Consider the following 12,418-nt stretch of genomic DNA (forward strand, 5'->3'; position numbering starts at 1 on the left):
CCGCACTACAACCAAACTGAACAATAAGAAGTTCGCACTTTCCATAAATTAAATATCAGATTTGTGACGCCGTACGGCACCGTTCAGTCAGTTGACGACGCATTCGGACATGCATTGCCACACATCTGCTGAGCTGCGCCCAAAAAAAGGCCCCTGCGCGACCGCGCAGAGGCCTGTTTTGACGCGATGCATTGACTCAGGACAGACGCACCAGCCAACCATGGCGGTCCGGGACGCGCCCGTACTGGATGTCGGTCAGCTCCTGGCGCAGCGACATGGTCACCTCGCCGGCCGGTGCGGACAGGTCGCCGACCGCAAAGCCATCGCCCTTCAGCTCGCCGATCGGGGTGACCACGGCAGCGGTGCCGCAGGCGAACACCTCGGTGATCTCGCCCGACGCCACGCCCTGCTTCCACTCGTCGATGGCGACCTTGCGCTCGATCACCTGCATGCCGCGATCGCGAGCCAGTTGCAGGATGCTGTCGCGGGTGATGCCTTCCAGGATGCTGCCGGACAGTTCCGGCGTCACCAGCGTGCCGTCCTTGTAGACCAGGAACACGTTCATGCCGCCCAGTTCTTCGATGTACTTGCCTTCCACCGGGTCCAGGAACAGCACCTGCGAGCAGCCCTGTGCATAGGCTTTCTGCTGCGGCAGCAGCGAGGCGGCGTAGTTGCCGCCGCACTTGGCCGCACCGGTGCCGCCCTTGGCCGCACGTGCGTACTCGGTGGACAACCAAATCGACACCGGTGCCACGCCCTTGGCGAAATACGGACCGGCGGGACTTGCGATGACGTAGTACGAGGCCTTGTGCGCCGCACGCACGCCCAGGAATGCCTCGTCTGCAATCATGAACGGGCGGAAATACAGGCTGGTTTCCGGTGCCGACGGCACCCAGCTCGCATCCACCGCCACCAGCTGGCGCAGCGATTCGACGAACAGGTCCACCGGCAGTTCCGGCAACGCCAGCCGGCGCGCCGAGCGCTGCAGCCGCTCGCCATTGGCCTGCGGACGGAAGGTCCAGATGGAGCCGTCGGCGTGCCGGTAGGCCTTGATGCCTTCGAAGATCTCCTGGCCGTAATGCAGCACCGAGGCGGCCGGATCCAGCTGCAGCGGGCCATACGCGCGTACCTGCGCGTCGTGCCAACCGAGCTCGTTGGTCCAGGAAATGGCGACCATGTGGTCGGTGAAATGCAGCCCGAAGCCGGGTGCGGCCAGGATCACGGACAGCTCGTCGGCACTGCGCGGCGACGGGGAACGGGTGGAAGCGAAGGACACGGACACCGGAAGATTCCTGTATGGCGGGCGAAAGGACGCGGCGCCACACCTCTTCGACATGGCGCCTGACGATCAGAGCATGCCGGTCTCGAGACGGGCCGCTTCGGACATCATATGCCTGCCCCACGGCGGGTCGAAGACCAGCTCGACGTCGGCTTCGGCAATGGTCGGGATCATCTCCACCTTGCTGCGCACGTCGTCGACCAGGATCTCGCCCATGCCGCAACCGGGCGCGGTGAGGGTCATCTTGACGTCCACCCGGCGCTGATCGTCTTCCTCGCGATGGCTGACCACGGCCTCGTAGACCAGACCCAGATCGACGATATTGAACGGGATCTCCGGGTCGAAACAGGTGCGCAGCTGCTGCCACACCAGTGCCTCCACCTCTTCGTCGCTGGCATTGGCGGGCAGTTCCAGCCCCGGCGGGGCCTCCTTGCCGATCGCATCGCCATCCTTGCCGGCAATACGGAACAGGTTGCCTTCGACAAAGACGGTATAGCTGCCACCAAGCGCCTGGGTGATATAGCCGTAACTGCCTGCGGGCAGGGTCACCGAATCGCCCTGCGGCACCATGACGGCATCGCAATCGCGTTCGAACTGGACGGGTTCGCTGCTACGGGAATACATGGGCTGGATATGGGGCCGCGGCGGATGCGCGCAAGTCCGCCATTCTAGCCGACCACGGCAAGGCCGCTGCCGTTGCGGGATGGAGCCAGCGACGACGCTGCATTCCATCGGCGCGCCCATCACCGCGCAAAGCACGTCGCGCGCCTTATCATGTGCGCACTGTCAGGAGCTCCAATGCCGCCCACCACCGCGCCCGCCAGAACCGCCCACTGGCTCTGGCCCCCGCTCCTGCTGCTGGGATGCGTCACCGCCCTGATCGCCTGGATGCTCATCGCGCTTGCCCTCGGTAATCAAGCCGGCTGGATGGCGGTGCTGGTGGCGCTGGAAATCGTCTGGATGTTGCGCCTGGGCACGCTGGGCGCCGGCCCGTTGCGCACCGGCATCGCGGTCGTGGCGACCGCATTGATCATCGTCGGCGCCAACTGGGGCATCGCCTCGGCGCACCTGGGGGGCGCACTGGGCCTGGACCCGTGGACCTCGGCGCAGAAGATGGGCACCGGGCTGGCCTGGACCCTGTTGCAACTGGCCAACAACGGCTTTGACCTGCTGTGCTATGCCGCCGCACTGGTCCTGGCGTGGTGGGCGGCGCGCTGAGCCAAGCGCGTTTCCAACGGCTACTCATCGGCATTCGTTGAAGCTGGATGCTTCATCTGCATATCGTCAGGTAACGCTACTCCCACTGAGTGCTATGCGCTTTGTTGCTCTAACGCAGCGATGCCTGGAGAACTGTGCGACTTGGCTGCAGGGCCCTTGCCCGCTCACCGTCGCGGGACACGCTGCAAGTACGTCCCTGTAAGCTCTTACGCGGCATCCATGCCGCGTAAGGTCCCGCGACGGTGAGCGGGCAAGGACCTTTCGAATTGGTCGGTGTGCATGGAAGAGCAGTGCTGGATGCACCTCGTTCGATCATGAAGCATCGGCTCCACGCCTGATGCACACAGCACGACAGACAGCTTTTCCAAGGAGCGCCGACCGGCTGTCTGGTGCGGTGTCCTCACCGATTGCGGGACCGTGTGGCGGCATGGATGCCGCCACCGAGCCCCCACGGACGGGTTCACGGCGTGTCCCGCAAGCGGTGAGGGCACCGCGCCCTCGACTCACCAGGCTTTTGACTATCTGCAAAAACACCGCTGCGACTCGAAAGCTCGGTGTTTTTCTTAAAGCTCCGCGTCCTGCTCGGGACTGGCTGGACACTGCGGAGAGATCGACTTGGAGCGGCTGTCCTGTAACTCCGCTACAAGGGCCCAGGTGCTGAGGACGGCGCCGCTTCCACTCATGACTTCACAGACGCATCCACCACATCCGTCGCACGACGCCTCAGTGCCCGCCCCCGTCCAGCGCCTTCAGCTCGCTGACCAGCGCGCCGGCCGCTTCCGCGCCATCGCCGTACAGCATGCGGGTGTTGTCGGCGTAAAACAGCGCATTCTCGATGCCGGCAAAGCCGGTGCCCTTGCCGCGCTTGATCACTACCGTGTTCTTCGAATTGACCAAGTCCAGAATCGGCATGCCGTAGATCGGGCTGGCCGGGTCGGTCCTGGCCACCGGGTTGACCACGTCGTTGGCGCCGATCACCAGCGATACATCGGTGCTGGAAAACTCGGGGTTGATGTCGTCCATGTCGGCGATCAGGTCGTAGGGCACGCCGGCTTCGGCCAGCAGCACGTTCATGTGCCCGGGCATGCGTCCGGCGACCGGGTGGATCGCAAACTTCACCTTGACCCCGCGCGCGATCAGCCGCTGCGCCAGCTCCCAGATCTTGTGCTGTGCCTGTGCTACCGCCATGCCGTAGCCGGGCACGATCACCACCCGCTCGGCGAACGCCATCATCGCCGCCACGTCGCCGGCCTCGATCGGCTTCTGCGCACCGCCGATCTCCTGCGCCTGCCCGCCGCCGCCGAAGTTGGAAAACAGCACCCCGCTGATCGGCCGGTTCATCGCCTTGGCCATCAGGCGCGTCAGCAGGATGCCGGCCGCGCCGACCATCATGCCGGCGATGATCAGCGCCTCGTTGCCCAGCACATAGCCTTCGAAAGCCACCGCCAGACCGGTGAATGCGTTGTACAGCGAGATCACCACCGGCATGTCGGCGCCGCCGATCGGCAGCGTCATCAGCACGCCCAGCGCCAGCGCCACCACGAAGAAGGCGACGATCGCCGTCGGCTGCAGACTGCTGGCCGCCCAGATGCCGAGCACCAGCGCGGCCAGTGCCACCAGCAGATTGAAGGCCTGCTGTCCCGGAAAGCTCACCCGCCGGTCGAGCCGCCCATCCAGCTTGGCCCAGGCCACGATCGAGCCGGACAGCGACACCGCGCCGATCGCCGAGCCGACCACCGCCAGCACCACGGTGGTGGTGTCCGGCCGCCGCGCCGCCAGTTCGGCGATCGCCTGGGCGCTCCAGTGGGTGGTGTCGCGGTTGGCGAAGAAGGCAAAGCGCAGCAACTCCACCGCCCCGATCGCCGCCGCCGAGCCGCCGCCCATGCCGTTGTACAGCGCCACCATCTGCGGCATGTCGGTGATGGCGACCTTCCTGGCTGACCACCACGCCACCCCGGTGCCGATCGCCAGCGCGACCAGGATCAGCGGCACGTTATGCAGTTCGGGCAGGAAGAACGTCGCCACCGTGGCGATCAGCATGCCCAGCCCGGCCCAGCGGATGCCGCTGCGCGCGGTCAGCGGCGAGGCCATGCGCTGCAGCCCGAGCAGGAACAAGGTTGCCGCGACCAGGTAGCTGGACTTCACCAGCCATGCCAGCAGCTCGGCGGTGGAGACGCTCATGGCGCATCCCCACCCGGCCGCTTCCTGCTGGACTTGAACATGTCCAGCATCCGCTCAGTCACCACGTAACCACCGGCCGCATTGCCCGCACCCAGCATCACCGCGACACATCCCAGCGCTTTTTCCAGCGTGGTATCGGCATGCCCCAGCACCACCATCGCGCCGATCAGCACGATGCCATGGATGAAGTTGGAGCCGGACATCAGCGGGGTATGCAGGATCACCGGCACCCGCGAGATGATCACGTGGCCGGCGATGGCCGCCAGCATGAAGATGTACAGCGCTACGAATCCGTCGCTCATCGTCGTTCGCTCCACTGGCCGGTGCGGCCCGCCGATCATACCCACGCCGTGCGCGCCCGGGCGCGTGTCAACCGAATCGACGCTCGCCCGTTGACGTCGTATCGTCTCCGCGGAAGCTACGCTGTGCTGGTGGGAACCCCTTTCGATCCGCAACCTGCCGCAGCGGCCGCCGCCGCGCCCGTTTCGCTGGACGCCTTCCTGGCCGGCATCGGCCCGCGTGCGTTCCGTTTTGCCGAGGCCGGCCTGCGTCACCGCGAAGATGCGCTGGACGCGGTGCAGGACGCCATGGTGAAGCTGCTTGGCTACCGCGAGCGCCCGGCCGCCGAATGGACGCCGTTGTTCTGGAGCATCCTGCGCAGCCGCATCATCGACCTGCAGCGCCGGCGCAGTTTCCGCCTGAAGTTCTGGGCGCCGGCCGAGCGCGCCGACGACGAAGGCACCATCGACTGGGCCGACCCCGGCACCGGGCCGGTGGACGAGCAACAGCATCAACAGGCCTACCAGCGGCTGGTCGAGGCTTTGCGCAGCCTGCCGGCGCGCCAGCGCGAAGCATTCACGCTGCGGGTACTGGAAGACCTGGACGTGGCCACCACCGCCAAGGCGATGGGCTGCTCGGAAGGCTCGGTCAAAACCCACCTGTCGCGTGCGCGCGACGCGTTGCAAAAACAGTTCGAGGATTTCCTGTGAACCGCTCCCACGACCCGGCCCAGCTGGATGCGCAACTGCGCCACCTGCATGCCACCGCCCTGACCAGCCTGCCACCGCAGACCCTGGCGCGCCTGCGCCAGGCCCGTCATGCGACCGCTCCCATGCGTGCCCGACGCGGTTACTGGTTGCTGGCGACCGCGTGTTCCGGGCTGCTGGCGGTCGGCATCGGCCTGCAACTGCGTCCAGGCGAGACCGCCGCGCCGAACTTCGCCCCGACCCAGGCGGTCGCCGGCGCCACCACCGATACCGACGACATGCTGACCCAGAATCCGGACCTGTACGTCTGGCTGGGGTCCGACACCGCCCTGGCCATGGAATAAGCACGATGACCCGCACCACCCGCCTGTTGTTGACCCTGCTGCTGTGCGCGGCGCCCTGCGCCTCCTTGCTGGCCCAGGCCCATTCCCCGGAACCGCCGGGACCGCCACCGCCCGAGGGTCCCGGACCGCGCGAGGCAGACACGCCGATGCCCGAGTGGGACAAGCTCACCCAGCAGCAGCGGCAGGTGCTGATCGATGCGCTGCGCGAGCGCTGGAACGAGGTGCCGGAAGAACGCCCGCGCATGTACCGCCACGCACGCCGCTGGCTGGACATGACCCCGGAGCAGCGCAAACAGGCCAAGGCCGGCATGGACCGCTTCCGCAACATGAGCCCGGAGCAACGCCGCGAAGCCAAGGCCTTGTTCGACCGCATGCGCACGCTCAACCAGCAACAACGCAACGAGCTGCAGCAACGCTGGCAGAAGATGCGCCCGGCCGAGCGCAGCACCTGGTTGCGCGAGCATCCGCCAACCGACGATTGACGGCAGCGCCGCCGCGGCGAGCCCGACAGCCATCGCACGGGTGCATCCCGGTTGCAGGCGGACATGCGCGCGGCCACTGTCGGAGCGCGCTGGCGCGCGATGGCGCTTTATCGGTAACGCTCCATCGCGCGCCAGCGCGCTCCTATCCCAGAACATCAACGCTCAAGGCTCGGCGGGGCTATGCAGTCGATGTCGCCGACCAGCGTGTCTTGGCCAGCAGCTCGTCGTCCCAATCGAACGACAGCGCGCCATCCTTGATCAGCAATGCGGCGAACGCATAGACGTTGCGCGCGAACATGTCGCTGGCGTGCACCGCGCCCTGGCTGGCCAGATTGAGCGGGCCGGCGATCACCACGCCGTCGCGCTCGTAGGTGTCGCCGGGCCGCGTGGCGGCGCAATTGCCGCCGGTTTCCGCGGCCAGATCGACGATCACGCTGCCGGCGCGCATTCCGTGCAGCATCTCCGTGCTCAGGATCTTCGGCGCCGGCCGCCCGGGCACGGCGGCGGTGCAGACCACCACGTCCACGCTCTTGAGATGCTCGGCCAGACGGTGTTGCTGTTCGGCGCGTTCGTCGTCGGTGAGCTGGCGCGCATAACCGCCCTCGCCGGCCGCGCTCACACCCAGATCCAGGAAGCGCGCGCCCAGCGAGGCGATCTGCTCGCGCGTTTCCGGGCGCACGTCGAAGCCTTCGACCTGTGCGCCCAGCCGTTTGGCGGTGGCGATGGCCTGCAGCCCGGCCACGCCCGCACCGATCACCAGCACCTTGCACGGACGCATGGTGCCGGCGGCGGTGGTCAGCATTGGAAAGAAACGTGGCGCCAGTTGTGCGGCGATCAGCATCGCCTTGTAGCCGGCCATGCCGGCCTGCGAACTCAATACGTCCATCGATTGCGCACGCGTGGTGCGCGGCAGGCGCTCCAGCGGAAACGCAACCAGCGCACCGGTGGCAATCGCCTGCGCACGTGCCGGGTCGGCATCCGGCGCCAGCATGCCGATCAGCACCGTGTGGGGTTTGCATTGCCGCAGCGCCTCGGTGGGCGGCGCCTGTACGCTCAGCAGCACCTCGGCCTGGGCCAGCGTCTGTGCCGTGGCAAGCCGGGCCCCGGCCTGCAGATACGCCGCGTCGGCCATGCTGCTGGCGCAGCCGGCGCCCGGCTCGATCCACACGCTGGCGCCGAGCGCGACCAGTTTCCTGACCGTTTCCGGCGTGGCGGCGACACGGCGCTCGCCTGCCGCGTGTTCTTTCAGCACCAGCACCTGCACAGCCATGGATTGCTCCGCTCGCGCGCCTTTAGTCGCGGCGATGCTAGCAGAGCGCGGCAGCCACGCTCAGGGCGTCAGCAAGGCCGCCAGCATCGGGGCGAGCAACTGCTCGGGCGGCGCCAGCGCCACCGCGTCGGTACGGTGGTCGATGGCCAGACACGCATAACCATGCGCCGCGCTCCAGGCCAGCAACACCCGTTGATGCAGCAGCTGCGCATCCGGTGCACTGCCGTGCCGGGCCAGCCAGGCCGCATGCAAGGCATCGCGCAGGCAGGCCAACGCAGCATCGGTGGCTGCCAGCAGGCGCGGCAGGCTGCGTCGCTGCGGCTCCAGGCTCTGCATCAGGCGAAACTGCTGCGGGTAGGCGATGGCGAACCGGATATAGCCCAGACCGCCGCCCAGCAGTGGGGCGACCTCGCGCTGGGCCCGGACGATCCACTCGACCATGCATTCGTAACCGTCCGCGACCAATTCCACCACCAGGCCTTCCAACGAGCCGAAGTGATGTGCCGGCGCGGCGTGCGAAACACCGGCGCGGCGGGCGCACTCGCGCAGGCTCAGTCCGCGCGGACCCGATTCGCCGACGATCTCCCAGGCGGCCCGGCGCAGGGCGGCGGGCAGATCGCCGTGGTGATAGGTCGCTGACCTGGGCGCTTGGGACATGGAGGCTTCACAATACGGGATTCCATTGGAGCAGGGAATCTTGACGTTGACAAGATTGGCGATGCAGACTCGAGCCGCATCTTGCCAGGGTCAAAATTTGGCGGCGGATGCAGCCCCTCCTCCAGCGAGCTCTCCCCATGGCTAAGGCTTCCTCCCGGTGGCGCATGCGCCTGACCCGCACGCTGTTCGGGCTGGCCAGCCGCCTGGCCCCCGGCCCGACCGGCCGCCTGCTGGCACGACGTTTCGTAACGCCGGATGCGGCATCGCGCCGGCATGCCGCCTCCACCCTGGCCACGCTGTCCGACGTCGGCCGCGACAGCCTAAGCATCGATGGCATCGACATCGCGGTGTATGTCTGGGGCGATCCGGCCCGGCAACCGTATGTGCTGCTCTCACACGGATGGTCCAGCTATGGCTTGCGCTTTGCCGCCTGGGTGCCACGGCTGCAGGCGCTGGGCTATGCGGTGGTGGCTTTCGACCAGGCCGGGCACGGGTTGAGCGGTGGACGCATCAGTTACATGCCGCACTTTGTCGAGGTGCTGCGCCAGATCGGGCGACGGTTCGGCCGACCGGCCGCCTTCATCGGCCATTCGCTGGGTTCGGCGTCGATCGTGTTCGCCGACGAAGCCGCCTGGCAGCCGGCGCGCTACGTGCTGATCGCGCCATTGCTGGCCCCGGCCGACGCCGCCCACCGCCAGTTCCGCGCTTTCGGCATCGCGGCCAAGACTTTCGTTCCGTTCGAGAATCTGCTGCACACGATCACCGGCAAGCGCTTTGCCGATTTCGATGCGTCCACCCACCTGCCGCGTTTCCAGCGCCCGGCCCTGGTCATCCACGACCGCCGCGACCGCGAGACGCCCTGGGACGAAGGCGCGCGTTTTGCGGCGCTATGGCCGCAGGCGCAACTGGTGACCACCGAGGGGCTGGGGCACAACCGCATGGTCGACCATGCCTCGGTGATCGAGGCGGCGCTGCGCTTTATCGGCCCCGTGCAGGCCTGACCGTACGGCGATACGTCGAGCGCATCGCCGCATCACCCGACATCCGCTAATGCACGGTGCTGTTGTGCAGCGGATCCAGGCGGTCGATGACGCCCTGCATGGCGCTGTCGAAGGCACCGTCGTTGATGTGTTCGCGCAGCCGGCCCAGGCGCACCATCACCGCCAGCTCCTCCGGCGAGGCGACGCAGAAGCGCACGCCGCGGCGATTGACGAACAGCAGCCGCTGCGAGATCGGACTCACCCAGGACAGCTTGCCCGCCTGCACCTTGCCGTCCTTGTCGACAAAATCCAGCCAGGTGCCGATATCCATCGCGCGAAAACGCTCGGCGTCGGCACTGTCGATGCTCTGCGCCACCGCCTCGGCACCCAGCACCACGCTGACGCTTTCGGCAGCCGGCGGTGGCAGGTTGACCTGCGGCAGCTCCGGCAAGGCCTTTTCCAGCTCGGGACGCGCTTCGGCGATCGCCTGCAGGGTGTCGTGCAGCGCACCGATCGCCACCACCACCGCATCGCCATGCAGACCAACGCTGGCGAACGCGCGGTGCAGGGCCGGCTGCCAGACCTGCAGCCACGGCTTGCCGACGATGTGGCGACGCGCCTCGGCCAGTTCCTCCAGCACGCCATCGGCCAGGGCCAGTGCCTCGATGGTGCCCGGACCTTCGTCGCCGTCGCGCAGGATCGCCATGGTCAGATGGTGCAGCCACGGCTGACGCAGGAAATCCTCCACGGCCCTGGGCAGCGGCGTGCCGGCTTGCGTGCGCTGTTCCAGCTCCGACAACGCGCGGCTGCGTGCCAGTTCGAGCTTTTCCTGGCCGCGCTGGGTTTCGGTGGCGCGCCGCTCGGCGATTTCCACCCGACGCCGGTGCTGCGACAGGAAATCTCGGAATTCCTCTTCCAGGGTCAGGAAGATCGCCAGGTTCTCGTTGAACTCGGCCACCAGGCGGTCGACGATTTCCTCGACCTTGCCCATCAACACGCGCTCGGCAGCGCTGTCGCCGTTGTTGCCTTCGCAGGCCTCGGCCAGCGAATTGAGCAGGCGCCGCGCGGGATGGGTCTTCTGCACGAACATCTTGCGATCCAGCAGCGCCACCTTGACGAAGGGCACCACCAGCCGGCCGATCGTTTCGCGCGAACGGTTTTCCAGATCGCGTTCGTCCAGCATCACGTCGAACAGCATGCCGACCAGATCGATCGCATCCTCGTCCATCGGGTCCAGACGCGCGGTCGCCGGATCCACGCCCAGCCGCGTGGCGCTGGACAGCACTTCGTTCTTCAGCCGTTGGGCCAGCGACTCGGTGTCGTCGCCGATGGCCGCCTGCAGCGTCGCGCTCGGCGTGGCCTGCAGCAACGACAGCACCGACATCATTTCGCGCTGGCTCAATGGGCGTTGCTGGCCCACCGCCACCGATGCAGCAGAGGCGGCATTGTCGCGCACGCTGCGGGTCTGCTGCAGCAGTTCGTGCAGCGCTTCCAGCAACATGCCCTGGCTGCCGCCGGGGTGATCGGCCTCGCCCCCCTCCATGCCGCCGGTAGCGCCGCCGGCCTGACCACGCTGAGCGGCGGCCTGCATGCGGCCGCGGCTATGCGCCCAGCGGTCCAGAAAGCGGTTGGCCCAGGCCGGTGCGTATTGGTCGTTAAGGTCGTCGCCGCCCATCTGGGCAGCTGCGCCGTGAGCCTCGGCCTGCGCGCGCTCTTCTGGCGTGTCGCCACGTGGCTGCACGCGCGGCGGCGGGCGCTTGGGCTGGGAGATTTCCGGCATGACGCCAGCCTTGACCAGCGTCTCGTCCAGACGCGCATACAGCTTGCCGATCGGCTCGGCCAGGTCGCGCTCGCACAGCTTGATCAGCACCAGGCGCACTTCCGGCGCCAGATCGCAGGTGGCGAAGGCCTCGTGGATCGCCACGCCCAGATGTTCCGGACCGAGCGGATTGGTATCGGCCACCAGCTCCAGGCCGCCGGCAATCCAGCCCAGGCGGCGGTCCACCCGCGCCAGCACCTGCTTGAAGTCGCGCAGCAGCACGGTGGCCAGATTGCGCACCGCCAGCCGCGATTCGAGCACGTGTTCAGGCACCAGACTCAGCGGGCCGGTGCCGATGTCGCCTGCAAGGACCACCTCGGCCGACAAGGGCTCGCCCAGCAGCAGCGCCTGCCAGCCGTCGTCCAGCTGCTGGCGGAACTGCGCGGCCACTGCGTCGCGCTTGCGGCGCAATTCGCGCATGCCATCGAGAAACAGCAGCTGCGATGCGCCCGCGGATTCGGCGCGATCGAACAGCACATCGTCGAAGTGTGCGACTGCAGCTGCGAAAACCTGCGCGAGTGCGGGCACGAACACGGCGTGCGCCTGTTCGAGCAAGCGTTGGTCACGGCCCGGATGTCCTGACGGACTGGGCTGAACAGTCATGCGCAAAGGCTCCCCGCCCCTGCAGGCGTGAAAATATTCAAACGAGAAAAAACAGACGCGGCCCCGACTTCCGCCATCGCATGGTAGGCGTTTCGCTCGTTTGTTAAGTGTGACGCCGTTAGCACTTTACTAGTGGCCGCCCAAGGTTTGCGTGTCAAGCCAACATCCTAGCTGCATCGCTGCGGTGGCGCTTGTCAAAGCGCGTTCATCGCCTGCGGGGGTTAAGTCTTCAGCCTATGCGGCAGGTTCAGCACATCGACCACGTCCTGCATCGCGCTGCCAGACCTTGGCCGGATGCCCGCGAAAAAACGCGCGGTGATCGGCTCGCGCCGCTGCCACAGCGCATGAATGGCTTCGAGGACGTCGTTCTGGGCCACGTCGGCATCGGCCGCCGGCCGGAACAGCGCCTCGGCCAATGCATCCTGGAATTGGACAAATGCAGCGGCCAGCGGCACCAGCACGCTCTCGCGCACCTGATCGAGCAGGTGTGGATTGTGGCTGGAGAGCACTGGAGTGGAAACGAACTGGGTCATCGGGCAGCGCACAGGACGAACACGGAATGGATGTCACGGCCGGGCCGGCACCGGCCCCGCCGCCCA

At 67.1% G+C, this 12,418-nt stretch carries 13 protein-coding genes; 5 read left to right on the forward strand and 8 right to left on the reverse strand.

The genetic code is table 11. The features are described from left to right. Positions 1-196 precede the first annotated feature (196 nt). Together XaplCFBP3123_RS04635 and sufT are read right to left on the reverse strand one after the other, a co-directional pair. Positions 197-1,282: a branched-chain amino acid aminotransferase gene (locus XaplCFBP3123_RS04635; RefSeq protein WP_039523741.1), complete on the reverse strand. Its 1,086-nt coding sequence runs from the start codon at positions 1,280-1,282 to the stop codon at positions 197-199. A 66-nt stretch (positions 1,283-1,348) separates the two neighbouring features. Next, the gene (gene sufT / locus XaplCFBP3123_RS04640; protein ID WP_017156958.1) at positions 1,349-1,903 is read right to left on the reverse strand and encodes a putative Fe-S cluster assembly protein SufT; all 555 of its coding nucleotides are present in this window, start codon (positions 1,901-1,903) and stop codon (positions 1,349-1,351) included. Between the two features lie 174 nt (positions 1,904-2,077). Between sufT and XaplCFBP3123_RS04645 the strand changes: the two genes are divergently transcribed. Further along, on the forward strand, positions 2,078-2,497 hold the full coding sequence (locus tag XaplCFBP3123_RS04645) for a hypothetical protein (RefSeq protein ID WP_104532941.1): 420 nt from the start codon (positions 2,078-2,080) through the stop codon (positions 2,495-2,497). Between the two features lie 723 nt (positions 2,498-3,220). On the opposite strand, the gene XaplCFBP3123_RS04655 is transcribed toward XaplCFBP3123_RS04645, so the two are convergent. Then, complete coding sequence (locus XaplCFBP3123_RS04655) at positions 3,221-4,678, reverse strand: NAD(P)(+) transhydrogenase (Re/Si-specific) subunit beta (protein ID WP_104532942.1); 1,458 nt, start codon at positions 4,676-4,678, stop codon at positions 3,221-3,223. Then, a complete protein-coding gene (locus XaplCFBP3123_RS04660; protein WP_104532943.1) occupies positions 4,675-4,980 on the reverse strand; it encodes an NAD(P) transhydrogenase subunit alpha in 306 nt (101 codons plus the stop codon). Before XaplCFBP3123_RS04660 ends, XaplCFBP3123_RS04655 begins: the two co-directional genes overlap by 4 nt. 123 nt (positions 4,981-5,103) lie before the next feature. On the opposite strand from XaplCFBP3123_RS04660, the gene XaplCFBP3123_RS04665 reads away from it, so the two are divergent. Genes XaplCFBP3123_RS04665 through XaplCFBP3123_RS04675 form a run of 3 tightly spaced genes read left to right on the forward strand, consistent with a single transcriptional unit; the run spans position 5,104 to position 6,490 of the window. After that, positions 5,104-5,667 (forward strand): RNA polymerase sigma factor, encoded by a 564-nt coding sequence (locus XaplCFBP3123_RS04665; protein WP_104532944.1) that lies wholly within the window; start codon positions 5,104-5,106, stop codon positions 5,665-5,667. Continuing rightward, positions 5,664-6,008, forward strand: a complete 345-nt coding sequence (locus XaplCFBP3123_RS04670) for a hypothetical protein (protein WP_104532945.1) — start codon at positions 5,664-5,666, stop codon at positions 6,006-6,008. Before XaplCFBP3123_RS04665 ends, XaplCFBP3123_RS04670 begins: the two co-directional genes overlap by 4 nt. 5 nt (positions 6,009-6,013) lie before the next feature. Beyond that, complete coding sequence (locus XaplCFBP3123_RS04675) at positions 6,014-6,490, forward strand: DUF3106 domain-containing protein (protein WP_104532946.1); 477 nt, start codon at positions 6,014-6,016, stop codon at positions 6,488-6,490. Positions 6,491-6,668: 178 nt separating this feature from the next. Here XaplCFBP3123_RS04675 and XaplCFBP3123_RS04680 read toward each other — a convergent pair whose 3' ends face one another. Both XaplCFBP3123_RS04680 and XaplCFBP3123_RS04685 read right to left on the reverse strand, forming a co-directional pair. Then, on the reverse strand, positions 6,669-7,760 hold the full coding sequence (locus XaplCFBP3123_RS04680; RefSeq protein WP_104532947.1) for an NAD(P) transhydrogenase subunit alpha: 1,092 nt from the start codon (positions 7,758-7,760) through the stop codon (positions 6,669-6,671). A gap of 60 nt (positions 7,761-7,820) precedes the next feature. Beyond that, positions 7,821-8,417, reverse strand: coding sequence for a TetR/AcrR family transcriptional regulator (locus XaplCFBP3123_RS04685; protein ID WP_104532948.1), 597 nt, complete (start codon positions 8,415-8,417; stop codon positions 7,821-7,823). Positions 8,418-8,554: 137 nt separating this feature from the next. Here XaplCFBP3123_RS04685 and XaplCFBP3123_RS04690 point away from each other — a divergent pair, with 137 nt between their 5' ends. Further along, entirely contained in the window at positions 8,555-9,418 is an 864-nt protein-coding gene (locus XaplCFBP3123_RS04690) for an alpha/beta hydrolase (RefSeq protein WP_104532949.1), read from the forward strand. Positions 9,419-9,464: 46 nt separating this feature from the next. Here the strand turns inward: XaplCFBP3123_RS04690 and XaplCFBP3123_RS04695 are convergent, their stop codons facing one another. Continuing rightward, complete coding sequence (locus XaplCFBP3123_RS04695; RefSeq protein ID WP_104532950.1) at positions 9,465-11,819, reverse strand: DUF1631 domain-containing protein; 2,355 nt, start codon at positions 11,817-11,819, stop codon at positions 9,465-9,467. Positions 11,820-12,040: 221 nt separating this feature from the next. Continuing rightward, entirely contained in the window at positions 12,041-12,352 is a 312-nt protein-coding gene (locus XaplCFBP3123_RS04700; RefSeq protein WP_253254132.1) for a DUF1631 family protein, read from the reverse strand. Positions 12,353-12,418: the final 66 nt, after the last annotated feature.

The sequence above is a fragment of the Xanthomonas arboricola pv. populi genome (genome assembly GCF_002939945.1).
Lineage (GTDB): Bacteria > Pseudomonadota > Gammaproteobacteria > Xanthomonadales > Xanthomonadaceae > Xanthomonas > Xanthomonas arboricola_A.